Origin of the sequence: Klebsiella sp. WOUb02, assembly GCF_050058015.1 — a bacterium.
In the GTDB taxonomy this organism is placed as follows: Bacteria; Pseudomonadota; Gammaproteobacteria; order Enterobacterales; family Enterobacteriaceae; genus Klebsiella.
The window spans coordinates 3,472,330-3,496,630 of the sequence record NZ_CP170110.1 but is presented as its reverse complement, the minus strand read 5'-3'; the positions used below and the strand labels follow the sequence as shown (position 1 = coordinate 3,496,630).

Sequence of the window (24,301 nt, the reverse complement as noted above, 5' to 3'; positions counted from 1 at the left end):
GTAAGGCGCCAGTAGCATTTCACACTGTTTGACTGCTGGTTGTCCTGACAATGCATGTTTCTATCGACGACTTAATATACTGCGACAGGGTGCTCGCTCTGTGTAAATCGCGACGAAATGATTTAAGCGTGATAGCAACAGGTATTGCGGAAAGTGTTCCATTTTCCGGTCCACAAAATAGTGTTGCATAAAAAACTGCCTTTCTGAGGCAGACGGGTCGACTTGTCAGCGAGCTGAGGAACCCTATGGTTTACTCCTATACCGAGAAAAAACGTATTCGTAAGGATTTTGGTAAACGTCCGCAGGTTCTGGACATACCTTATCTCCTTTCTATCCAGCTTGATTCGTTCCAGAAGTTTATCGAGCAAGATCCTGAAGGGCAATATGGTCTGGAAGCAGCCTTCCGTTCCGTGTTCCCGATTAAAAGCTACAGCGGTAACTCCGAGCTGCAATACGTCAGCTACCGTCTGGGTGAGCCTGTATTTGATGTTAAAGAGTGCCAGATCCGCGGCGTGACCTATTCGGCACCGCTGCGCGTAAAACTGCGCCTGGTGATCTACGAGCGTGAAGCGCCGGAAGGCACCGTTAAAGACATCAAAGAACAAGAAGTCTACATGGGCGAAATCCCGCTCATGACCGACAACGGTACCTTTGTTATCAACGGTACTGAGCGTGTTATCGTTTCTCAGCTGCACCGTAGCCCGGGCGTCTTCTTTGACAGTGACAAAGGTAAGACTCACTCCTCCGGTAAGGTCCTGTATAACGCACGTATCATCCCTTACCGCGGTTCCTGGCTGGACTTCGAATTCGATCCGAAAGACAACCTGTTTGTCCGTATCGACCGTCGTCGTAAGCTGCCGGCAACTATCATCCTGCGCGCGCTGAATTACACCACTGAGCAGATCCTTGACCTGTTCTTCGAAAAAGTGGTCTTTGAAATTCGCGACAACAAGCTGCAGATGGAGCTGGTTCCGGAGCGTCTGCGTGGTGAAACCGCGTCCTTCGACATCGAAGCTAACGGTAAGATCTACGTCGAGAAAGGTCGTCGTATTACCGCTCGCCATATCCGCCAGCTGGAAAAAGACGATATTAAGCTTATCGAAGTTCCGGTTGAATATATCGCGGGTAAAGTTGCGGCTAAAGACTATGTCGATACCGCGACCGGCGAACTGATCTGCCCGGCGAACATGGAGCTGAGCCTCGATCTGCTGGCCAAACTGAGCCAGTCCGGTCATAAGCGCATTGAAACTCTGTTCACCAACGATCTCGATCACGGGGCGTACATCTCTGAAACCGTACGCGTCGACCCGACCAACGATCGCCTGAGCGCGCTGGTAGAAATCTACCGCATGATGCGCCCGGGTGAGCCGCCGACTCGCGAAGCGGCTGAAAACCTGTTTGAGAACCTGTTCTTCTCCGAAGACCGCTACGATCTGTCCGCGGTTGGTCGTATGAAGTTCAACCGTTCTCTGCTGCGTGACGAAATCGAAGGTTCCGGTATCCTGAGCAAAGACGACATCATTGAAGTGATGAAGAAGCTCATCGGTATCCGTAACGGTATTGGCGAAGTCGATGATATCGACCACCTCGGCAACCGTCGTATCCGTTCCGTTGGCGAAATGGCGGAAAACCAGTTCCGCGTTGGCCTGGTTCGCGTAGAGCGTGCGGTTAAAGAGCGTCTGTCCTTGGGCGATCTGGATACCCTGATGCCTCAGGATATGATCAACGCCAAGCCGATTTCTGCAGCAGTGAAAGAGTTCTTCGGTTCCAGCCAGCTGTCTCAGTTTATGGACCAGAACAACCCGCTGTCCGAGATTACGCACAAACGTCGTATCTCTGCCCTCGGCCCAGGCGGTCTGACCCGTGAGCGCGCAGGCTTTGAAGTTCGAGACGTACACCCGACCCACTACGGTCGCGTATGCCCAATCGAAACGCCTGAAGGCCCGAACATCGGTCTGATCAACTCCCTGTCCGTGTATGCACAGACTAACGAATACGGCTTCCTCGAGACTCCGTATCGTAAAGTGACCAACGGCGTTGTCACCGACGAAATTCATTACCTCTCTGCTATCGAAGAAGGTAACTACGTCATCGCTCAGGCGAACTCCAACCTGGATGACGAAGGCCACTTTGAAGAAGACCTGGTAACCTGCCGTAGCAAAGGCGAATCCAGCTTGTTCAGCCGCGACCAGGTTGACTACATGGACGTATCCACCCAGCAGGTGGTTTCCGTCGGTGCGTCCCTGATCCCGTTCCTGGAACACGATGACGCCAACCGTGCATTGATGGGTGCGAACATGCAACGTCAGGCGGTTCCGACTCTGCGCGCTGATAAGCCGCTGGTTGGTACCGGTATGGAACGTGCTGTTGCCGTTGACTCCGGTGTTACTGCGGTTGCTAAACGTGGCGGTACCGTTCAGTACGTGGATGCATCCCGTATCGTTATCAAAGTTAACGATGATGAGATGTACCCGGGCGAAGCCGGCATCGACATCTATAACCTGACCAAGTACACCCGTTCTAACCAGAACACCTGCATCAACCAGATGCCTTGCGTGTCCCTGGGTGAGCCAATTGAGCGCGGCGACGTGCTGGCAGACGGTCCGTCCACCGACCTCGGTGAACTGGCTCTCGGTCAGAACATGCGCGTAGCGTTCATGCCGTGGAACGGCTACAACTTCGAAGACTCCATCCTCGTCTCCGAGCGTGTGGTTCAGGAAGATCGTTTCACCACGATTCACATCCAGGAACTGGCGTGCGTGTCCCGTGACACCAAGCTGGGGCCGGAAGAGATCACCGCTGATATCCCGAACGTGGGTGAAGCTGCGCTCTCCAAACTGGACGAATCCGGTATCGTTTACATCGGTGCAGAAGTGACCGGCGGCGACATTCTGGTTGGTAAGGTAACGCCGAAAGGTGAAACCCAGCTGACGCCAGAAGAGAAACTGCTGCGTGCGATCTTCGGTGAGAAAGCGTCTGACGTTAAAGACTCTTCTCTGCGCGTACCGAACGGCGTATCGGGTACCGTTATCGACGTTCAGGTCTTTACCCGCGACGGCGTTGAGAAAGACAAACGCGCGCTGGAAATCGAAGAAATGCAGACTGAAGCAGGCGAAAAAAGACCTGTCTGAAGAACTGCAGATCTTCGAAGCTGGCCTGTTTGGTCGTATCTACGCGGTGCTGGTCTCCGGCGGCGTTGAAGCTGAGAAGCTCGACAAGCTGCCGCGCGACCGCTGGCTGGAACTGGGCCTGGCCGACGAAGAGAAACAAAATCAGCTGGAGCACTGGCTGAGCAGTACGACGAACTGAAACACGAGTTCGAGAAAAAACTCGAAGCGAAACGCCGTAAAATTACCCAGGGCGACGATCTGGCACCGGGCGTGCTGAAGATTGTTAAAGTGTATCTGGCCGTTAAACGTCAGATTCAGCCTGGTGATAAAATGGCGGGTCGTCACGGTAACAAGGGTGTTATCTCTAAGATCAACCCGATCGAAGATATGCCTTACGATGAAAACGGCACGCCGGTAGACATCGTACTGAACCCGCTGGGCGTACCGTCTCGTATGAACATCGGTCAGATTCTGGAAACCCACCTGGGTATGGCTGCGAAAGGCATCGGCGAGAAAATCAACGCCATGCTGAAACAGCAGCAGGAAGTCGCCAAACTGCGCGAATTCATCCAGAAAGCGTACGATCTGGGTACAGACGTTCGTCAGAAGGTCGATCTGAATACCTTCACCGATGATGAAGTTCTGCGTCTTGCTGAAAACCTGAAAAAAGGTATGCCGATCGCAACGCCGGTATTCGACGGTGCGAAAGAGTCTGAAATCAAGGAACTGTTACAGTTGGGTGGCCTGCCGACTTCCGGTCAGATTACCCTGTTTGACGGTCGTACCGGCGAGCAGTTCGAGCGCCAGGTTACCGTCGGCTATATGTACATGCTGAAACTGAACCACCTGGTTGATGACAAGATGCATGCGCGTTCTACCGGTTCTTACAGCCTGGTTACTCAGCAGCCGCTGGGTGGTAAGGCTCAGTTCGGTGGCCAGCGCTTCGGTGAGATGGAAGTGTGGGCGCTGGAAGCATACGGCGCAGCATACACCCTGCAGGAAATGCTCACCGTTAAATCTGATGACGTTAACGGTCGTACCAAGATGTATAAAAACATCGTGGACGGCAACCATCAGATGGAACCGGGCATGCCGGAATCCTTCAACGTACTGTTGAAAGAGATTCGCTCGCTGGGCATCAACATCGAACTGGAAGACGAGTAACTCTCGCTCAAACAGGTCACTGGTGCCGGGGTCATACCCGGTGCCAGATTGTGCTAACTCCGACGGGAGCAAATCCGTGAAAGATTTATTAAAGTTTCTGAAAGCGCAGACTAAAACCGAAGAGTTTGATGCGATCAAAATTGCTCTGGCCTCGCCAGACATGATCCGTTCATGGTCTTTCGGTGAAGTTAAAAAGCCGGAAACCATCAACTACCGTACGTTCAAACCAGAACGTGACGGCCTTTTCTGTGCGCGTATTTTCGGGCCAGTAAAAGACTACGAGTGCCTGTGCGGTAAGTACAAGCGCCTGAAACACCGTGGTGTGATCTGTGAGAAGTGCGGCGTTGAAGTGACCCAGACTAAAGTGCGTCGTGAGCGCATGGGCCACATCGAGCTGGCGTCTCCGACCGCCCACATCTGGTTCCTGAAATCGCTGCCGTCCCGTATCGGCCTGCTGCTGGATATGCCGCTGCGCGATATCGAACGCGTTCTGTACTTCGAATCTTATGTGGTTATCGAAGGCGGGATGACCAACCTCGAACGCAATCAGATCCTGACCGAAGAGCAGTATCTGGACGCGCTGGAAGAGTTTGGCGACGAGTTCGACGCGAAGATGGGCGCCGAAGCTATCCAGGCCCTGCTGAAGAGCATGGATCTGGAGCAGGAGTGCGAACAGCTGCGCGAAGAGCTGAACGAAACCAACTCCGAAACCAAACGTAAAAAGCTGACCAAGCGTATCAAGCTGCTGGAAGCGTTCGTGCAGTCTGGCAACAAGCCGGAGTGGATGATCCTGACCGTTCTGCCGGTTCTGCCGCCAGATCTGCGTCCTCTGGTACCGCTGGATGGTGGTCGTTTCGCGACTTCTGACCTGAACGATCTGTATCGTCGCGTCATTAACCGTAACAACCGTCTGAAACGTCTGCTGGATCTGGCTGCGCCGGATATCATCGTACGCAACGAAAAACGTATGCTGCAGGAAGCGGTTGACGCCCTGCTGGATAACGGTCGTCGCGGTCGTGCGATCACCGGTTCTAACAAACGTCCTCTGAAATCTTTGGCCGACATGATCAAAGGTAAGCAGGGTCGTTTCCGTCAGAACCTGCTCGGTAAGCGTGTTGACTACTCCGGTCGTTCTGTTATCACCGTGGGTCCATACCTGCGTCTGCATCAGTGCGGCCTGCCGAAGAAAATGGCGCTGGAGCTGTTCAAACCGTTCATCTACGGCAAGCTGGAGCTGCGTGGTCTTGCTACCACCATTAAAGCTGCGAAGAAAATGGTTGAGCGCGAAGAAGCCGTCGTTTGGGATATCCTGGACGAAGTTATCCGCGAACACCCGGTACTGCTGAACCGTGCGCCAACCCTGCACCGTTTGGGTATCCAGGCATTTGAGCCGGTACTGATCGAAGGTAAAGCTATCCAGCTGCACCCGCTGGTCTGTGCGGCATATAACGCCGACTTCGATGGTGACCAGATGGCTGTTCACGTACCGCTGACGCTGGAAGCCCAGCTGGAAGCGCGTGCGCTGATGATGTCTACCAACAACATCCTGTCCCCGGCGAACGGCGAGCCAATCATCGTTCCGTCTCAGGACGTTGTACTGGGTCTGTACTACATGACCCGCGACTGTGTTAACGCCAAAGGCGAAGGCATGGTGCTGACTGGCCCGAAAGAAGCCGAGCGGATTTATCGCGCTGGCCTGGCCTCTCTGCATGCGCGCGTTAAGGTGCGTATCACCGAATACGAAAAAGATGAAAACGGACAGTTTGTCGCGAAAACCAGCCTGAAAGACACGACCATTGGCCGTGCGATTCTGTGGATGATCGTGCCTAAAGGTCTGCCGTTCACTATCGTGAACCAGGCGCTGGGCAAGAAAGCGATCTCTAAGATGCTGAACACCTGTTACCGTATTCTGGGCCTGAAACCGACTGTTATTTTTGCGGACCAGACGATGTACACCGGCTTTGCTTATGCAGCGCGTTCAGGTGCATCCGTTGGTATTGATGACATGGTCATCCCGGAGAAAAAATACGAGATCATCAGCGAAGCGGAAGCTGAAGTTGCTGAAATCCAGGAACAGTTCCAGTCCGGTCTGGTGACCGCGGGCGAACGCTACAACAAAGTTATCGATATCTGGGCTGCGGCGAACGATCGTGTATCCAAAGCGATGATGGATAACCTGCAAACCGAAACCGTGATTAACCGTGACGGCGTCGAAGAGCAGCAGGTTTCCTTCAACAGCATCTACATGATGGCCGACTCCGGTGCGCGTGGTTCTGCGGCACAGATTCGTCAGCTGGCGGGTATGCGTGGTCTGATGGCGAAGCCGGATGGCTCCATCATCGAAACGCCGATCACCGCGAACTTCCGTGAAGGTCTGAACGTACTCCAGTACTTCATTTCCACGCACGGTGCGCGTAAAGGTCTGGCGGATACCGCACTGAAAACAGCGAACTCCGGTTACCTGACTCGTCGTCTGGTTGACGTTGCCCAGGACCTGGTGGTTACTGAAGACGACTGTGGCACCCTGGAAGGCATCACCATGACCCCGGTTATCGAGGGTGGCGATGTTAAAGAGCCGCTGCGCGATCGCGTTCTGGGTCGTGTGACCGCTGAAGACGTTCTGAAGCCGGGTACTGCGGATATTCTGGTTCCGCGCAACACGCTGCTGCACGAGCACTGGTGTGATCTGCTGGAAGAGAACTCCGTTGACTCCGTCAAAGTGCGTTCCGTCGTATCCTGTGACACCGATTTTGGTGTATGTGCGCACTGCTACGGTCGTGACCTGGCGCGTGGCCACATCATCAACAAAGGTGAGGCTATCGGCGTTATCGCGGCACAGTCCATCGGTGAGCCGGGTACACAGCTGACGATGCGTACGTTCCACATCGGTGGTGCGGCATCTCGTGCGGCTGCTGAATCCAGCATCCAGGTGAAAAACAAAGGTAGCATCCGTCTTAGCAACGCTAAATCGGTTGTGAACTCTGCCGGTAAGCTGGTAGTGACCTCGCGTAACACCGAACTGAAGCTGATCGACGAATTCGGTCGTACCAAAGAGAGCTATAAAGTTCCTTACGGTGCGGTGATGGCGAAAGGCGACGGTGAGCAGGTTGCCGGCGGGGAAACCGTGGCAAACTGGGATCCGCACACCATGCCGGTTATCACTGAAGTCAGCGGTTTCATCCGCTTTACTGACATGATTGACGGCCAGACCATTACTCGTCAGACCGACGAGCTGACCGGTCTGTCTTCGCTGGTGGTTCTGGATTCTGCGGAACGTACCGCGGGCGGTAAAGACCTGCGTCCGGCCCTGAAAATCGTTGATGCCAACGGTAACGATGTTCTGATCCCTGGCACCGATATGGCTGCACAGTACTTCCTGCCGGGTAAAGCGATCGTCCAGCTGGAAGATGGTATCCAGATTAGTGCGGGTGACGCACTGGCGCGTATTCCTCAGGAATCCAGTGGTACCAAGGATATTACCGGTGGTCTGCCGCGCGTTGCCGACCTGTTCGAAGCGCGTCGTCCGAAAGAGCCGGCAATCCTGGCCGAAATCAGCGGTATCATCTCCTTCGGTAAAGAAACCAAAGGTAAACGTCGTCTGGTCATCACTCCGTTAGACGGTAGCGATCCATACGAAGAGATGATTCCGAAATGGCGTCAGCTGAACGTGTTTGAAGGTGAACGTGTAGAACGTGGTGACGTGGTTTCCGACGGTCCGGAAGCGCCGCACGACATTCTGCGTCTTCGTGGCGTACACGCGGTAACGCGTTATATCACCAACGAAGTACAGGACGTTTACCGTCTGCAAGGCGTTAAGATTAACGATAAGCACATTGAAGTTATCGTTCGTCAGATGCTGCGTAAAGCGACCATCGACAGCGCCGGTAGCTCCGACTTCCTGGAAGGCGAGCAGGTTGAATACTCCCGCATCAAGATTGCTAACCGCGATCTGGAAGCGAACGGCAAAGTTGCGGCAACTTTCTCCCGCGACCTGCTGGGTATCACCAAAGCGTCTTTGGCAACCGAATCGTTCATCTCTGCAGCATCGTTCCAGGAGACTACCCGTGTCCTGACCGAAGCAGCCGTTGCGGGCAAACGCGACGAACTGCGTGGCCTGAAAGAGAACGTTATCGTGGGTCGTCTGATCCCGGCTGGTACCGGCTACGCGTACCACCAGGATCGTATGCGCCGCAGGGCAGCTGGCGAACAGCCTGCTGCACCGCAGGTTACCGTTGAAGAAGCGTCTGCCAACCTGGCAGAGTTGCTGAACGCGGGCCTTGGCGGTTCAGACAACGATTAATCTCTTCTGAGCCTTGTAAAAACCCGCTTCGGCGGGTTTTTTTATGCTTTTCTTTCCCGCCATCATTCTCCCCGCTTTGTCCAGGTCCTGTGCAGTTGTCGTCCTCGCGCAAATTGATCAATAAATCAAAATAAAGTATCCATTAAAATGAAATGATGTTTTAGTTATGTGTGTCACAATTTCATTTCTGCCGTTTGTTACAATACCGACCATAGCACGATGTGACCCCGTGGCCGACATCGTCAGGATTGGAGCTTTTAGCAAAGTTTGGCGCTGGTACTGTTAAAAATTGCTAAAAATTTGGCCACGATAAAATCATTCACCAACATCGGGAGGTCAGGGCAGGTATGTATCGGCGTATCAATAACGATAGTAGGCCGATAGCGTGCAGCCTCGCTGCCGAAGGAAGAATAAAAGACAGCCGCCGGCTTACTATTTTTTACCGGCGTTGTAATGCCTGCTTCTGACGGAGAGAAAACGTAACTAATATTAATCAGATTAGCATGCTGGGCGCGTATGCCATTGCATTGAGGCTGGCTTGTTGACCATTTCCTTATAGCGCTTAACCGCGGTCAATATCCTTTCGGGAGCATACTCTCGCGGCTACGCTCGCCCTGAAAATACTGGCATCTATAAATAATAGTATTAATTAAGAGTCAATAATTTTTAAATAGATAAATAGGGTTGGCTATGGATTACGTGATTAAGTTATTAGGTACCCCCGCGATAATTATTGCTTTTATCGCGTTCCTGGGGTTGGTCCTGCAGCGGAGCAGTATCACGAACATCATTAAGGGCACGCTGCTTGCGTTTATCGGCTTTGTGCTTATTAAGACCGGCGGAACTATTCTGGGCGGCGTGCTGACGATGTTCAGCGATTTATTTACCAATGCGTTCGGGCTGCGCGGCGTAGTTCCCAGTAATGAAGCCATTATGGCATTGACGATTGACAAACTTGGGCGGCCCGCAGCCTTTATTCTGTTTTTCGCCATGATCGTTAACATTCTGCTGGCACGCTATACTCGCTTTAAAGCAATATATCTGTCGTTGCATTTAATTGTCTTTATGTCATTCTCCGTTACCGCTGCGCTGATTGGCTTAGGATACAGTGAACAATTCGCTATTATTTTCGGTTCGCTGGTTATTGGTGCCTATATGGCGATATTCCCCACGGTATTGTCGCGTTTTAGTCGTCAGATTATTGGCCATAATGATTACTGTATTGCCCATGCGGCGTCCAGCTCCTACATTCTTGGTTCGTACCTCGGGAAGTGGTTCGGCAATACGCAAACCAACGTTGAAGAAGTGAAGGTTAGCGCGAAGTTTAGTTTCTTAAAGAATCCAGATGTCGCTACGTTTATCACCATGTTTTGCCTGCTGGGGATCTCATCGATCTTCGCCGAACGCGCTTTCCTCGACACGATGCTGGCGGGAAAACCCTATCTCGTCTGGCTGCTGGAAAAATCCGCGACCTTTGCCGGTGGCTTATATATCGCTAAAAAGGGGGTGGTGATGTTTACGGAGGAGATCGTCCCGGCGTTTAAAGGCTTCTCCCGTATCGTTGCTCCTGGCTCGATTCCGGCGGTGGATCCGATGGTGCTGTTTGATAAATCGCCCAATGCCGTACTGATTGGCTTCCTGGTGAGCTTCACCGCTGAACTGTGCTGCGTCGCCCTTTTCCCGTTTATTGGTCTGCCGATTATCATTCCCGGCATTATGGCGAGCTTTATCACCGGAGGTAGCGCGGCAATTTTCGGAAATGCGACCGGCGGTCTACGCGGCGCGCTGATCGCCAGCTTTGTCAACGGTCTGCTGCTTTGTGTCCTTCCGGCGCTGGTACTGCCGCTGTTTAGCCATCTCGGCGTGGCGAGCGTGACCTTTGCCGATCCTGACTTTACGTTCCTCTCGGCCATTATCAAATATACCTTTGGTCTGACGCATTAATCCTGGCGCCGGCCGATTAGCGGGCCGGCGTTAACATCACGCACGGGTTAACCTTATACGTCAGCTTTCTCTGCTCGCGCTTGCCGGTTTTGGCATATCCAAAGCATTCTGCGTTGCTGAGTGCTGCGGTCCTGAGCGTCCCTCTGAACAACCAATGCCAGCCGGGCTTACGGCATATTGCTCGCAGCCCTGCGTAGAATATACATTCCGTTAATATATTTGCCTCAATTAATTAGCAATTAAACCTGGTGAATAAATTCCCCACCGCTTTTACTATTCCTGGAAACATGGATAGGTAAAAACTCTACCTGTATCAAAAAATAGCTCAGGTAAAGTCGATATAGTCAAAATCTCGACGAGTTATATGATGGCGTTTTTTATGCGCGGTTAGGCCCTGCGCGCGAGATATAGTGGGTTTAAAAAGCCAAGGGTCGATAAATAAAAATAACGCGGCGGGCAGAATGTTTTCGAAGTAAATGGACTAGTCTGGGGGATGTATGGAATTTGCAATACAGACTCGTTATTATCTTAACGTGTTTGTTTTATGGTGCCAGAAAAGGCGGTATCGCGCTCGGTCTTCTGGGCGGTATCGGGCTGGTTATTCTAGTCTTTGTTTTTCATCTTCAGCCGGGCAAGCCGCCGGTTGACGTTATGCTGGTGATTATTGCGGTCGTGGCCGCATCGGCAACGCTACAGGCTTCCGGAGGTTTAGACGTAATGCTGCAGATTGCTGAAAAGCTTCTGCGGCGTAATCCAAAGTACGTTTCAATCGTCGCGCCATTTGTGACCTGCACGTTGACTATCCTTTGCGGCACCGGCCACGTGGTTTATACCATCCTGCCAATTATTTATGACGTCGCGATTAAGAACAATATTCGTCCCGAGCGTCCTATGGCGGCAAGTTCTATTGGCGCACAGATGGGGATTATCGCCAGCCCGGTTTCCGTCGCGGTCGTTTCGCTGGTGGCAATGCTCGGTAACTTTACCTTTAACGGCAAGCACCTGGAGTTTCTCGATCTGCTGGCGATCACCATCCCTTCAACTCTGCTGGGCATTCTGGCGATCGGTATTTTTAGCTGGTTTCGCGGCAAGGACCTGGATAAAGACGAAGAGTTCCAGGCATTTATCGCGACGCCGGAGAACCGCCACTACGTATACGGCGATACCGCAACGTTGCTGGACCGCAAGCTGCCGACCAGCAACTGGGTGGCGATGTGGATCTTCCTTGCCTCTATTGCGGTGGTCGCCCTGCTGGGCGCGTTCTCCGGGCTGCGGCCCGCTTTTGACGGCAAGCCGCTGTCGATGGTGCTGGTTATCCAGATGTTTATGCTGTTTTCCGGGGCGCTGATCATCATCATCACCAAAACTAATCCGGCCTCTATTTCTAAAAATGAGGTATTCCGCTCGGGAATGATCGCCATTGTGGCGGTATACGGTATCGCGTGGATGGCGGAGACCATGTTTGGCGCGCACATGTCTGAGATTAAGGGCGTGCTGGGCGAGATGGTAAAAGAGTATCCGTGGGCCTACGCCATTGTCCTGCTGATTGTCTCCAAATTCGTCAACTCCCAGGCGGCGGCGCTGGCGGCGATTGTCCCCGTTGCGCTGGCGATTGGCGTCGACCCGGCCTATATCGTGGCGTCCGCGCCAGCGTGCTACGGCTATTATATTCTGCCAACCTATCCCAGCGACCTGGCCGCTATTCAGTTCGACCGCTCGGGGACGACCCGAATCGGCCGCTTTGTCATTAACCACAGCTTTATTCTGCCGGGGCTCATTGGCGTCAGCGTTTCGTGCGTATTTGGCTGGATATTTGCCGCGCTATACGGATTTCTGTAATAAAAAAAGCAGGTGCCGGACGGGCACCTGCTGCATAAAGCGGTTTAATTTACTGCGGAATACGGCGATACAGTTCGATCATATCGGTCGCCAGATCCTGGATTACCATCGCGTTCATCAGATGATCCTGAGAGTGAACGGTAATCAGGTTGACCGGAAGCTTGCCGGACCCTTCATCCAGGCCAATAAGCTGGGTCTGGATTTTATGCGCGTGCTTCACAAACTCGTGAGATTCTGCCATTGCCTGCTCGGCGGCGGCAAAATCGCCCTTGCGCGCCAGCTGCAGCGCGGTTAAGGCAGAACTTCGCGCCGAACCGGCGTTAACCAGCAGCTTCCATAATGATCGTTTCTAAATCTTCCATCTCTTACTCCATCAACTTCAGGGCTTTATCCAGAACGGCATCGCCTTTCATCATGCCGTAATCCATCATATCGATAACGGCAACTTTTTTACCGAACGGATCGGCCAGCGCCTGCAGTTTCGCCTGCTCATACTTCACCTGCGGGCCCAGCAGGATAATATCGGCAGCCGCCAGATTGTCCTTAAACTCGGCAACCGGCACGGCTTTAATCGAGACTTCCACCCCTTTCTGCTGCGCGGCAGCTTGCATACGTTGAACCAGCATGCTGGTGGACATACCTGCGGCACAGCATAAAACGATATTCTTCATAGTTCGTCGCCTTTATGTTCCTTGATGTACCATCTTTAACGCGGGCAGGGTGGCGGAACAACCGCTTTGCAGCGATTGTGTGTAAGGCATCACAAAATAATGAAACCGGTTTCGGTTTGCGGTGTGAAATGATAAAAAAGCCCACAGACTCGGGCCTGTGGGGAGACCGGCTTGACGTTCTGACGGGCCGATTCTTGCCCTGCGGCTTCGCTTTACGGCGCGCTTCGTCCACGCTGACCGCCCGTTTATCCGGCGGCTCCATACTCTATCACCGAGGCCCGCGCCGGGGCTTCCGCCCGTTGCCCATAAAGGAGGCAGGGCGAAAATGAGGAAGAGAAATCATCGCCCTGGTCAGCGTCCGCTGCTGACAGGGGCAGAATAGGAAAACGGCAGGGGGTAAGCAATCTGCCGTTTTGGTTCTCACGTTCAGGCTCGCAAAATGATCAAGTTGTTACGCTCCTCTTCAGGATGACTGCGTCGCGCGTCCCAGCCAGCTGTCCCAGTCTTTCCACACCGGCTGCAGGCCGCGAGCGACCAGGGCGCTGGCGACCTCTTCGGGACGGCGGCCATCGTGAGGCGCAAACTGCTCCAGCTCGGGATGATTATCGGCATAGCCGCCGGGCTGCGTTTTTGAAAATGCGCTGACGTTGTTAATGGCCAGCGGGATCACCCGATCGCGGAAATCGGGCGCTTCGCGGGTAGAAAGCGACAGCTCAACTTCCGGCGCCAGCAGGCGGAAGGCGCAGATGGTCTGCACCAGCTGGCGTTCATCCATCAGCGATGCCGGTTCGATTCCGCCGGCGCACGGCCGTAGACGGGGGAAGGAGACCGAGTAGCGGCTGCGCCAGTAATGTTGCTGGAGCCACAGCAGATGTTCGGCGACCATGTAGCAATCCACGCGCCAGCTATCGGAAAGACCAATCAGCGCCCCCAGGCCGATCTTATCGATCCCCGCCTCGCCTAGGCGATCCGGCGTATCCAGGCGCCAGAAGAAGTCCTGCTTCTTCCCCTTCAGATGGTGCTGGGCGTACATGCTCTCATGATACGTTTCCTGATAGACCATCACGCCGTCCAGGCCGAGGGTTTTCAGTTCGGCGTACTCTTCGGTGCTCAGCGGCTGTACCTCCATCTGGAGCGAGGAGAAGCGGCTGCGGATCGCCGGCAAATGCTGGCGAAAATAGTCCATCCCCACTTTGCCCTGATGTTCGCCGGTGACCAGCAGCAGATGCTCAAAGCCCATCTGGCGGATGGCGGCGCACTCGCGGGTAATTTCATCGCTATCCAGCGTCTTGCGCTTGATGCGGTTGCTCATCGAAAAGCCGCAGTAGGTGCAGTCGTTCGCGCACAGGTTAGAGAGATAAAGGGGAACGTAGAAGCTGACGGTGTTGCCAAAGCGCTGGCGGGTCAGGCGCTGCGCGCGCTGCGCCAGCGGCTCCAGATAACCGGCGGCGGCGGGGGAGAGCAGGGCCATCATATCGTCGCGAGTCAGTCTGTTTTGCCGCTATCGCCCGCTCGACGTCGGCAGGCGTTTTGCTGTTGATACGCAGGCGGATGTCATCCCACTCCAGCTGCTTCCAGCGGTCGGTGAAGGTGCTCATGCCAGCGCCTCCAGGAAACCGGTCAGCGGGCTGGTGGCCTGCGCCTGGGCGCTGCGCGCGCCGGGTCCGGCCTGACGGGCCAGCAGGCCCGCTTCTACCGCCAGACGAAACGCGCGCGCCATGGTTACCGGATCGTCAGCGACGGCGATTGCGGTATTCACCAGCACCGCGTCGGCGCCCATCTCCAGCGCCTGCGCCGCATGGCTTGGCACGCCAATACCGGCGTCAACGACCACCGGTACCGTGGCCTGGGCGATAATGATTTCCAGCATGGCGCGGGTTTCCAGTCCTTGATTGGAGCCGATGGGGGCGCCGAGCGGCATTACCGCCGCGCAGCCCACCTCCTCCAGCCGTTTACACAGCACCGGGTCGGCGCCGCAGTAGGGCAGAACCACGAAACCTTCCCGTACCAGGATCTCCGCCGCCTTCAGGGTTTCGATGGGATCCGGCAGCAGCCAGCGCGCGTCCGGATGAATCTCCAGCTTTAACCAGTGAGTGCCAAGGGCTTCCCGCGCCAGGCGGGCGGCGAACACGGCCTCTTCCGCCGTTTTCGCTCCCGAGGTATTCGGCAGCAGGCTGACGCCGGCGGCCAGTAAAGGCGCGAGGATCGCATCATTGTGCTGACGTAAATCGACGCGCTTCATTGCCAGCGTCACCAGTCTGGCTTCCCGAGGCGCGGATCGCCTCGACCATAAGGTCCGGCGCGGAAAATTTCCCGGTACCGGTAAAAATATGTGAGTCGAACGTTTTGTCTGCGATACGTAACATGTCAGCCTCCGGCGATAACCTGAAAAAGCAGGACCCGATCGCCTTCCTGCAGAAGATGGTGATCCCACTGCTCGCGCGGCAGGACCTGTTGATTGAGCGCCAGCGCGATGCCCGCCTGCTGCTGTTCCAGCTGAACGAGCAGGGCGGCGACGGTGATCGCGTCGGCGCAGCGGAGCGGCTCGTCGTTAAACCAAATCTGCATGTTCTCCTCCGCATACCGGACAGCCCTGAGCCCGCTGTAATGCAAGTGCGCGCCAGCTGCTGGTGCGGGCGTCAAATAGTCGCAGCGTATTACGCGGCGTGGTCATGCCGGAGAGCAGCTTGATCGCCTCCAGCGCCTGCAGCGTACCCATAATGCCGACCACCGGCCCGATAACGCCCGCGGTGCGGCAGACTGCGCTCGGGTTCGGCCGTATCCGGCCACAGGCAGCGATAGCAGCCCTGCTCCCACGGCGGGGTCAGGACCATCAGCTGCCCACCAAGCCCGACGGCGCTGGCGGTAATTAATGGCGTTTTGCGCGCCACGCAGGCGGCGTTGATGGCCTGACGGCTCTCCATGTTATCGGTACAGTCCAGCACCAGATCGGCCTGCGCCACTTCAGCCAGCAGCGTTTCGCCGCCCAATCGCTGTCGCAGGGGGATAACATCGATCTGCGGATTGAGCCGCGCCAGCCGTTGGCGGGCCGCCGTCGCTTTCGGCCGGGCAATGTCGTCGCTGGTGAACAAAATCTGCCGCTGCAGGTTGCTGACGTGGACATCATCGTCGTCGGCGAGGACCAGCGTACCGACGCCGGCGCCCGCCAGATAGAGCGCCGCCGGGGAGCCGAGTCCACCGAGCCCGACGATCAGCACCCGGCTGGCCAGCAGCTTCTGCTGACCTTCGATGGCAATATCCTCCAGCATCAGCTGGCGGCTGTAGCGCATAAAATCGCTATCATTCATCGCCTGCTCCCGCCATTTCCAGCAGCTGCGCGGTGGCCAGCTGCCAGTCCGCCGCCTGGGTAATCGCGCTGACCACGGCAATGCTGCCAACGCCGGTGCCCAGTACCGCCGGTGCGCGCTCGAGGCTGATGCCGCCAATGGCCACCGTCGGGTAGTCCTGCAGCCGGCTGATATGCCGGGCCAGCTGCGCCAGCCCCTGCGGCGCGGAGGGCATCTGCTTGGTTTGGGTCGGGAAAACGTGGCCTAATGCGATATACGAGGGGCGAGCGGCCAGCGCGACGTCAATCTCCATATCGTCATGCGTCGAGATGCCGAGGCGCAGCCCGGCGTTGCGGATCGCGTTCAGGTCCGTCGTTTCCAGATCCTCCTGGCCCAGATGCACGCCGTAGGCCTGATGCTTAATAGCCAGCTGCCAGTAGTCGTTGATAAACAGCCGGGCGTGATATTGACGGCCAAGCGCGATAGCGGCGATAACGTTATCCTCAACGTCGGCCTCGCGCTTATCCTTAATGCGCAGCTGGATGGTGCGCACGCCCGCTGTCAGCAGGCGTTCAATCCACGCCACGCTATCGACGACCGGGTAGAGCCCTAAACGAAACGGGACCGGGGGAAAATCGGGTTGATACATCAGGCTTGCTCCTTACGTAAATAGATTTCGCCGCCGCGAGCGCGGAAGTTCTGCGACATATCGGCCATTCCGCTTTCGATATCCTGACGGGCGGCGTAGTCGCGCACTTCCTGGCTGATTTTCATTGAACAGAATTTGGGTCCGCACATGGAGCAGAAATGGGCGACTTTTCCCGACTCCTGCGGCAGGGTTTCATCGTGCCAGGCGCGGGCGGTAAACGGGTCGAGGGCGAGGTTGAACTGATCCTCCCAGCGGAACTCAAAACGCGCTTTGGACATGGCGTTATCGCGGATCTGCGCCCCGGGATGGCCTTTGGCAAGGTCGGCGGCGTGGGCGGCGATTTTGTAGGTTATCAGCCCCTGCTTCACGTCCTCTTTGTTCGGCAGCCCGAGGTGCTCTTTCGGCGTCACGTAGCAGAGCATCGCGCAGCCAAACCAGCCGATCATCGCGGCGCCAATGCCGGAAGTGAAGTGATCGTAGCCGGGAGCGATATCGGTGGTTAACGGCCCGAGGGTATAGAACGGCGCTTCGTGACAGTGCTCCAGCTCTTCGGTCATGTTGCGGCGGATCATCTGCATCGGCACGTGACCCGGACCTTCAATCATCACCTGCACGTCGTACTCCCAGGCGATTTTCGTCAGCTCGCCTAAGGTTCGCAGCTCTGCAAACTGCGCTTCATCGTTGGCGTCCTGGATCGAGCCGGGGCGCAGACCGTCGCCGAGCGAAAGCGAAACGTCATAGGCGGCGCAGATTTCACAAATTTCGCGGAAGTGCTGATAGAGGAAGTTTTCCTGATGGTGCGACAGGCACCATTTCGCCATGATCGAACCGCCGCGGGAGACAATGCCGGTGAGGCGTCTGGCGGTCAGCGGCACGTAGCGCAGCAGGACGCCGGCGTGGATGGTGAAGTAGTCAACGCCTTGCTCCGCCTGTTCCAGCAGGGTGTCGCGAAAGGCTTCCCAGCTCAGGTCCTCGGCAATGCCGTTGACCTTTTCCAGCGCCTGATAGATCGGCACCGTACCGATAGGTACCGGACTGTTACGTAGGATCCACTCGCGGGTTTCGTGGATATAGCGGCCGGTGGAGAGATCCATCACCGTATCCGCGCCCCAGCGGGTTGACCACACCAGCTTTTCGACCTCCTCCTCAATGGACGAGGTGACGGCGGAGTTGCCGATATTGGCGTTAACTTTGACCAGAAAATTACGGCCAATGATCATCGGCTCCGACTCGGGATGGTTAATATTGGCGGGAATAATGGCGCGCCCGGCGGCCACTTCGTCGCGGACAAACTCCGGCGTGATGTTGTCCGGCAGATGGGCGCCAAACCCTTCTCCCGTGTGCTGGTGGCGCAGCACTTCGCTGCGAATGCGCTCGCGGCCCATGTTTTCGCGGAGGGCGATAAATTCCATCTCCGGCGTGACGAGGCCCCGGCGGGCGTAGTGGAGCTGGGTCACGCGGCGGCCTGCTCTGGCCCGCTTTGGCGTCAGCAGGCGGCTGAAGCGCAGCCCGTCAAGGCCGTCATCGGCCAGGCGTTGTTGGGTGTAAGCGGAGCTGCGATGGCTCAGCGGTTCGCTATCGTTACGCGCGTCAATCCACGGCTGGCGCAGCTTTGCCAGACCCAGGTGGACATTGATCGCGATATCGGGGTCGCCGTAGGGACCGGAGGTGTCGTACACCGGGATCGCTTCGTTATCTTCATAGCGCGGATTTTCTTTGCCGCCGCCGATAAGCGTGGGGCTAAGCTGGATTTCCCGCATCGGGACGCGAATATCATCCTGCGAACCCTGAATGTAGATACGCTGCGAGTTGGGGAAGGCCGAACCTTCAAGCGTGTCGATAAAACGCTGGGCGCGTTCGCGCTGCTGTCGGCGGGTCAGTTTTTCTGTAGACATAGCTCATTCCAGATGAAAAGGAGATGGCTTGTCAGACGACGGATGGAGTAACAGATGCGTTTGGTCCCTGAGGGACGGCCGCTCTTTGCAGTTTACTCTTGTTCCCTTCGCAGGTATTAGCCTGATCAGGTTCCGCGGATCCCGAATTAACGGTCTCAGCCTTTTCCACTTTATCCTTCGCGCTGCCTCTTCGTTGGCTTCGTCCGCTCACTCCGGTCACTTACTGATGTAAGTTCCTGGAGGTTCACTGACTTGCCACCTCGAGGTATCACGAATGCTTTTTGGAAAATGGGCACTCCGACAAGATAACTCTCCCTCCGCAGAGGGAGAATGTATGTAAACTACTCGTTAACGGCTCACAACTCAAGCAGTCGGCGCGATATTGTCGCTGATGCTATCTTTCAGGTTATAGGTCACGGCCAGCGCGATCAGCTTATCTTCCAGCGCAAAACGCGCTTCCAGCGCTTCACCGATATCTGAGAGCGCCTGCTGAAACTCGAGATAGTTATCGTGATCGATCGCGTTTTCGAGGCAGGAGTCGTAATAATCCATAATCTGCTGGGTGTTGGCTTCCAGCTGTGGATAGAGCCTGGTAGCGGCTAAAAGTGGCGTATCGCCTTCCATTTCTCCGATAATGCGTTCATAAATACTAAAATGGCCGGATGAGAGGTAATCCACCAGGCTTTGGCAAAAGTTATCCAGCGCCTTTTCATTAAGCCGCATAAATGACTCTTTGCCAGGTTTCAGGCCAACCAGCTTGTAGTAAGCCACGAGCAAATGCTTACGTACATGCAGCCAGCGATCGACCAGTTCATTACTGCCTCCAACACGTTCCGTTAGGTTTTCCAGCTGGTTTAACATGGTTGACTCCGCAAGATTAAGAAAAATAACGTTGCTCACCAAAATGTAAATATAATGTTAAAAGTGCCAGTAAAATTAAGGTAGTGCAATAGATATGGATCGTATTATTGAAAAATTAGATCGCGGCTGGTGGATCGTCAGTCACGAACAAAAATTATGGTTACCCGACGGGGAATTACCACACGGCGAAGCGGTAAATTTTAATCTTGTCGGTCAGCAGGCGCTGCAGATTGGCGAATGGCAAGGTGATACGGTGTGGCTGATACGCCAGGATCGTCGGCAGGATATGGGATCGCTGCGGCAGCTGCTGGATCAGGATCCTGGCCTGTTTCAGCTGGCGGGCCGCGGCATTCAGCTGGCCGAGTTTTATCGCTCGCATAAGTTCTGCGGCTACTGCGGACACCCGATGCATCCGAGCAAAACCGAATGGGCGATGCTGTGTAGCCACTGCCGCGAGCGCTACTATCCGCAGATCGCGCCGTGCATGATTGTCGCCATTCGCCGGGATGACACTATTCTGCTGGCGCAGCACACCCGCCACCGCAACGGCGTACATACGGTGCTGGCCGGCTTTGTCGAAGTCGGGGAGACTCTCGAGCAGACGGTGGCGCGAGAGGTGATGGAAGAGTGTGGCATTAAGGTGAAGAACCTGCGCTACGTGACCTCCCAGCCGTGGCCGTTTCCGCAGTCGCTGATGACCGCATTTATGGCGGAATACGACAGCGGTGAGATTGTCATCGATCGCAAAGAGCTGCTGGAGGCGGGCTGGTATCGTTACGACGACTTGCCGCTTCTGCCGCCGCCGGGAACCGTGGCGCGCCGGCTGATTGAAGATACGGTGGCAATGTGTCGGGCCGACTATGAATGACGTGATACAATGACGGCCTGACGCATTAAGGAATTGCAAAATGACCGAACTGAAGAACGATCGTTATCTGCGTGCGCTGCTGCGCCAGCCCGTTGATGTGACCCCGGTGTGGATGATGCGCCAGGCGGGCCGCTATTTACCGGAGTACAAAGCCACTCGCGCCGAAGCGGGCGACTTTATGTCGCTGTGTAAAAATGCCGAGCTGGCCTGTGAAGTCACCCTGCAGCCGCTGCGTCGCTACGCGCTGGACGCGGCGATCCTCTTTTCAGACATTCTGACCATTCCGGACGCGATGGGCCTGGGGCTGTACTTCGAAGCCGGCGAAGGCCCGCGCTTTACCTCGCCAGTTACCTGCGAAGCCGACGTCGACAAACTGCCGATCCCCGATCCGGAAGATGAGCTTGGCTACGTCATGAACGCGGTGCGCACCATCCGCCGCGAGCTAAAAGGCGAGGTTCCGCTGATTGGCTTCTCCGGCAGCCCGTGGACGCTGGCGACCTATATGGTTGAAGGCGGCAGCAGCAAAGCCTTTACCGTTATCAAGAAGATGATGTACGCCGAGCCGAAGATGCTGCACGCCTTGCTTGATAAGCTGGCTAAAAGCGTCACGCTGTACCTGAACGCCCAGATTAAAGCCGGCGCGCAGTCGGTGATGATTTTTGATACCTGGGGCGGAGTGCTGACCGGCCGCGATTATCAGCAGTTCTCGCTCTACTACATGCATAAAATCGTCGATGGCCTGCTGCGCGAAAATGAAGGCCGCCGCGTGCCGGTGACCCTGTTTACCAAAGGCGGCGGACAGTGGCTGGAAGCGATTGCGGAGACCGGCTGCGATGCGCTGGGCCTCGACTGGACAACCGATATCGCCGATGCGCGCCGTCGCGTTGGCCACAAGGTCGCGCTGCAGGGCAATATGGATCCTTCCATGCTTTATGCACCCGCTGCCCGCATTGAAGAAGAGGTGGCGACTATTCTGGCCGGTTTTGGGCAGGGAGAAGGGCACGTCTTCAACCTCGGTCACGGCATTCATCAGGACGTGGATCCTGCGCATGCGGGCGTGTTTGTGGAGGCGGTACACCGGCTGTCAGCGCAGTATCATCGCTAAGGAGCGACTATGGATTTGGCTTCTCTCCGTACCCTGCAGCGTGATTTAGCAGAATCGGTCATTCGTGAGGATCGGCTGGATCGCGATCCGCCGCGGCTGATCGGCGGCGCGGACGTCGGGTTTGAGCAGGAGGGAGAAGTCACCCGCGCGGCGATGGTGCTGCTGGCTTGGCCTTCGCTGGAGCTGGTTGAATATCAGGTGGCGCGCGTTGCCACCACCATGCCCTATATTCCCGGCTTCCTCTCCTTTCGTGAAACCCCCGCGCTGCTGGCGGCGTGGGAGCGGCTTTCGCAAAAACCGGATCTGCTATTCGTCGACGGCCACGGCATTTCCCATCCCCGACGCCTTGGCGTAGCCAGCCATTTCGGGCTGCTGGTGGATGTGCCCACCATCGGCGTGGCGAAAAAGCGCCTGTGCGGCAAATGCGACTCCCCGGGCGATGAGCCGGGGGCGCTGTCGCCGCTGATGGATAAAAACGAACAGTTGGCGTGGGTGCTGCGCAGCAAGGTGCGCTGTAACCCGCTCTTTGTCAGCACCGGCCACCGGGTTGGCCTGGATAGCGCCTTAATGTGGGTGGAGCGCTGTATGAAAGGCTATCGCCTGCCGGAGCCGACGCGTTGGGCGGATGCGGTGGCATCAGAGCGTCCGGCGTTTATCCGTTGGCAAGCAAATCACGGCTGATTCAGGTAAACTGCGGCTAATTTCTGACTTCGAGAATTCATCATGTTACAAAACCCGATTCATCTGCGCCTGGAGAAGCTGGAAAGCTGGCAGCACGTCACTTTTATGGCCTGCTTGTGTGAGCGCATGTATCCCAATTACGCCATGTTTTGCCAGCAAACCGAATTTGCCGATGGCCAGCTGTATCGCCGTATCCTTGATTTGATCTGGGAAACCTTAACGGTCAAAGACGCGAAGGTGAATTTCGATAGCCAGCTGGAGAAGCTGGAAGAGGCGATTCCGGTGGCTGACGACTATGATCTGTACGGCGTCTATCCGGCGATCGATGCCTGTGTTGCCCTGAGTGAACTGATTCATTCGCGCCTGAGCGGCGAAACCCTCGAGCACGCCATTGAGGTGAGCAAGAGTTCCATTACCACCGTCGCGATGCTGGAAATGACCCAGGCAGGTCGTGAAATGACCGACGAAGAGCTCAAAGAGAACCCGGCGGTTGAACAAGAATGGGACATTCAGTGGGAAATTTTCCGTCTTCTGGCCGACTGCGAAGAGCGCGATATTGAACTGATAAAAGGACTGCGTGCCGACCTTCGTGAAGCCGGCGAGAGCAATATTGGTATAAATTTTCAGCAGTGAGACCAGAAAACGTGATTTACCGCCTGAATTGTAGCGTCTGAAGGCTTCCATTCCGCCCCCCGTCTGGTCTACATTTGGAGGGCGAAAAAAAGTGGCTATCGGTGCGTGTATGCAGGAGAGTGTTTTTCAGCATTTCCGTCGCACTCGGTGCTTAGCAAGCGATAAACACATTGTAAGGATAACTTATGAACAAGACTCAACTGATTGATGTAATTGCGGACAAAGCAGACCTGTCCAAAGCACAGGCAAAAGCTGCCCTGGAATCTACCCTGGCTGCAATTACTGAGTCTCTGAAAGAAGGTGATGCTGTCCAACTGGTTGGCTTCGGTACCTTCAAAGTGAACCACCGCGCTGAGCGTACTGGCCGCAACCCGCAGACCGGTAATGAAATCAAAATTGCCGCTGCTAACGTGCCGGCGTTTGTTTCAGGCAAAGCACTGAAAGACGCAGTTAAGTAAGACCGCGTGGCAGTGAACAGTTTTACCGAAGGGGCCTCGAAGCCCCTTTTGTCTGTTTGGCGTCGCGCGCTGACGCTGGCAGGCGCACTGCTGCTCACTGCCTGCAGCCATGATTCCTCGCTCCCACCTTTTACCGCCAGCGGCTATGCTGACAATCAGGGAGCGATGCGTATCTGGCGCCAGGATTCCAATGGCGAGGTGCATCTTCTCGCCGCTTTTAGCCCATGGCGTCACGGCAATACCTCAACCAGCGAGTACCGCTGGCAGGACGATCGGCTGACGCTGATTGAGCTCAACGTTTACGGCAAGACCACGGAACATATTCGCGCCCGCTTTGATGACCAGGGCGAGCTGAGCTTTATGCAGCGTGAAATCGACGGGCAAAAGCAGCAGCTCTCCAGCGACCAGGTCGCGCTCTACCGCTACCGGGCGACGCAGATTCGCCAGACAAGCGACGCATTGCGTCAGGGCCGCGTTGTGCTGCGTCAGGGACGCTGGCACACCGCCGATCGGACCGTCACCACCTGTGAAGGGCAGACCGTTAAGCCCGACCTCGATGCCCGGGCGTTAGCCCATATCGCCCGCCGTCAGGATCACTCGTCCGTAGAGGTCAGCGTCGCGTGGCTGGAAGCCTCTGAAGGTTCGCAGCTGCTGCTGGTGGCAAACGAAGACTTCTGTACCTGGCAGCCGCAGGAAAAAACCTTCTAACGCTTTATCCGCGCTTCATACTCCGATGCGCGCACTCTTGCTTCGCCGCTCCTGTGCAGAGCCGGACTCCGCGCATGCCAAATAAAACGGGCGGCCACAAATTAATGAGGCCGCCCGTTAATACAGAA

General features: G+C 55.8%; 14 protein-coding genes and 5 pseudogenes. 10 read left to right on the top strand and 9 right to left on the bottom strand.

The window, feature by feature from the left end:
• Window positions 1–245 precede the first annotated feature (245 nt).
• From rpoB to ABOC21_RS23870, 4 genes and pseudogenes are all read left to right on the top strand, one after another.
• A pseudogene (gene rpoB, locus ABOC21_RS23885) lies at window positions 246–4,274 on the top strand (DNA-directed RNA polymerase subunit beta).
• Window positions 4,275–4,350: 76 nt separating this feature from the next.
• Window positions 4,351–8,574: a DNA-directed RNA polymerase subunit beta' gene (rpoC, locus tag ABOC21_RS23880; RefSeq protein ID WP_426813518.1), complete on the top strand. Its 4,224-nt coding sequence runs from the start codon at window positions 4,351–4,353 to the stop codon at window positions 8,572–8,574.
• Window positions 8,575–9,264: 690 nt separating this feature from the next.
• Window positions 9,265–10,518 (top strand): PTS ascorbate transporter subunit IIC, encoded by a 1,254-nt coding sequence (locus ABOC21_RS23875; RefSeq protein ID WP_426813517.1) that lies wholly within the window; start codon window positions 9,265–9,267, stop codon window positions 10,516–10,518.
• Window positions 10,519–11,022: 504 nt separating this feature from the next.
• Window positions 11,023–12,357, top strand: a complete 1,335-nt coding sequence (locus tag ABOC21_RS23870; RefSeq protein WP_426813516.1) for an anaerobic C4-dicarboxylate transporter — start codon at window positions 11,023–11,025, stop codon at window positions 12,355–12,357.
• 49 nt (window positions 12,358–12,406) lie between these two features.
• On the opposite strand, the pseudogene ABOC21_RS23865 reads toward ABOC21_RS23870, so the two are convergent.
• The 9 genes and pseudogenes from ABOC21_RS23865 to rsd form a co-directional block, all read right to left on the bottom strand.
• Window positions 12,407–12,719, bottom strand: a pseudogene (locus ABOC21_RS23865) (PTS lactose/cellobiose transporter subunit IIA).
• Between the two features lie 3 nt (window positions 12,720–12,722).
• Window positions 12,723–12,983 (bottom strand): PTS sugar transporter subunit IIB, encoded by a 261-nt coding sequence (locus tag ABOC21_RS23860; protein WP_235891583.1) that lies wholly within the window; start codon window positions 12,981–12,983, stop codon window positions 12,723–12,725.
• Window positions 12,984–13,491: 508 nt separating this feature from the next.
• Window positions 13,492–14,626, bottom strand: a pseudogene (thiH, locus tag ABOC21_RS23855) (2-iminoacetate synthase ThiH).
• A pseudogene (gene thiG / locus ABOC21_RS23850) lies at window positions 14,623–15,394 on the bottom strand (thiazole synthase). The pseudogenes thiH and thiG overlap by 4 nt, the downstream one beginning before the upstream one ends.
• Window position 15,395: 1 nt before the next feature.
• Window positions 15,396–15,596 carry a sulfur carrier protein ThiS gene (gene thiS / locus ABOC21_RS23845; RefSeq protein WP_426813515.1) on the bottom strand — a complete coding sequence of 67 codons (201 nt, stop codon included), beginning with the start codon at window positions 15,594–15,596 and terminating at the stop codon, window positions 15,396–15,398.
• Window positions 15,580–16,258 (bottom strand): annotated as a pseudogene (locus tag ABOC21_RS23840) (HesA/MoeB/ThiF family protein). Before ABOC21_RS23840 ends, thiS begins: the two are co-directional and overlap by 17 nt.
• Before the next feature lie 70 nt (window positions 16,259–16,328).
• The gene (gene thiE / locus ABOC21_RS23835) at window positions 16,329–16,964 is read right to left on the bottom strand and encodes a thiamine phosphate synthase (RefSeq protein WP_426813514.1); all 636 of its coding nucleotides are present in this window, start codon (window positions 16,962–16,964) and stop codon (window positions 16,329–16,331) included.
• Entirely contained in the window at window positions 16,964–18,859 is a 1,896-nt protein-coding gene (gene thiC, locus ABOC21_RS23830; protein ID WP_426813513.1) for a phosphomethylpyrimidine synthase ThiC, read from the bottom strand. The genes thiE and thiC overlap by 1 nt, the downstream gene beginning before the upstream one ends.
• A 363-nt stretch (window positions 18,860–19,222) precedes the next feature.
• The gene (gene rsd / locus ABOC21_RS23825) at window positions 19,223–19,720 is read right to left on the bottom strand and encodes a sigma D regulator (RefSeq protein ID WP_095105623.1); all 498 of its coding nucleotides are present in this window, start codon (window positions 19,718–19,720) and stop codon (window positions 19,223–19,225) included.
• Window positions 19,721–19,814: 94 nt separating this feature from the next.
• Here rsd and nudC point away from each other — a divergent pair, with 94 nt between their 5' ends.
• The 6 genes from nudC to ABOC21_RS23795 all read left to right on the top strand — a co-directional run bounded on the left by nudC (window position 19,815) and on the right by ABOC21_RS23795 (window position 24,173).
• Window positions 19,815–20,588 carry an NAD(+) diphosphatase gene (nudC, locus tag ABOC21_RS23820; protein WP_426813512.1) on the top strand — a complete coding sequence of 258 codons (774 nt, stop codon included), beginning with the start codon at window positions 19,815–19,817 and terminating at the stop codon, window positions 20,586–20,588.
• Window positions 20,589–20,628: 40 nt separating this feature from the next.
• Window positions 20,629–21,693: a uroporphyrinogen decarboxylase gene (hemE, locus tag ABOC21_RS23815; RefSeq protein WP_426813511.1), complete on the top strand. Its 1,065-nt coding sequence runs from the start codon at window positions 20,629–20,631 to the stop codon at window positions 21,691–21,693.
• A 9-nt stretch (window positions 21,694–21,702) separates the two neighbouring features.
• Complete coding sequence (gene nfi / locus ABOC21_RS23810) at window positions 21,703–22,374, top strand: deoxyribonuclease V (protein WP_426813510.1); 672 nt, start codon at window positions 21,703–21,705, stop codon at window positions 22,372–22,374.
• Window positions 22,375–22,416: 42 nt separating this feature from the next.
• Window positions 22,417–23,007 carry a YjaG family protein gene (locus ABOC21_RS23805; protein WP_132731978.1) on the top strand — a complete coding sequence of 197 codons (591 nt, stop codon included), beginning with the start codon at window positions 22,417–22,419 and terminating at the stop codon, window positions 23,005–23,007.
• 185 nt (window positions 23,008–23,192) lie between these two features.
• Entirely contained in the window at window positions 23,193–23,465 is a 273-nt protein-coding gene (hupA, locus tag ABOC21_RS23800) for a nucleoid-associated protein HU-alpha (protein ID WP_004097675.1), read from the top strand.
• A 12-nt stretch (window positions 23,466–23,477) separates the two neighbouring features.
• Window positions 23,478–24,173 carry a DUF1481 domain-containing protein gene (locus ABOC21_RS23795; protein ID WP_426815572.1) on the top strand — a complete coding sequence of 232 codons (696 nt, stop codon included), beginning with the start codon at window positions 23,478–23,480 and terminating at the stop codon, window positions 24,171–24,173.
• Window positions 24,174–24,301 lie beyond the last annotated feature (128 nt).

Coding starts and splice junctions, on each gene's coding strand:
- ABOC21_RS23875 (WP_426813517.1), top strand. CDS start 9,265: ATGGATTACGTGATTAAGTTATTAGGTACCCCCGCGATAATTATTGCT.
- ABOC21_RS23860 (WP_235891583.1), bottom strand. CDS start 12,983: ATGCTGGTTCAACGTATGCAAGCTGCCGCGCAGCAGAAAGGGGTGGAA.
- thiS (WP_426813515.1), bottom strand. CDS start 15,596: ATGCAGATTTGGTTTAACGACGAGCCGCTCCGCTGCGCCGACGCGATC.
- thiE (WP_426813514.1), bottom strand. CDS start 16,964: ATGTATCAACCCGATTTTCCCCCGGTCCCGTTTCGTTTAGGGCTCTAC.
- thiC (WP_426813513.1), bottom strand. CDS start 18,859: ATGTCTACAGAAAAACTGACCCGCCGACAGCAGCGCGAACGCGCCCAG.
- rsd (WP_095105623.1), bottom strand. CDS start 19,720: ATGTTAAACCAGCTGGAAAACCTAACGGAACGTGTTGGAGGCAGTAAT.
- nudC (WP_426813512.1), top strand. CDS start 19,815: ATGGATCGTATTATTGAAAAATTAGATCGCGGCTGGTGGATCGTCAGT.
- hemE (WP_426813511.1), top strand. CDS start 20,629: ATGACCGAACTGAAGAACGATCGTTATCTGCGTGCGCTGCTGCGCCAG.
- nfi (WP_426813510.1), top strand. CDS start 21,703: ATGGATTTGGCTTCTCTCCGTACCCTGCAGCGTGATTTAGCAGAATCG.
- ABOC21_RS23805 (WP_132731978.1), top strand. CDS start 22,417: ATGTTACAAAACCCGATTCATCTGCGCCTGGAGAAGCTGGAAAGCTGG.
- hupA (WP_004097675.1), top strand. CDS start 23,193: ATGAACAAGACTCAACTGATTGATGTAATTGCGGACAAAGCAGACCTG.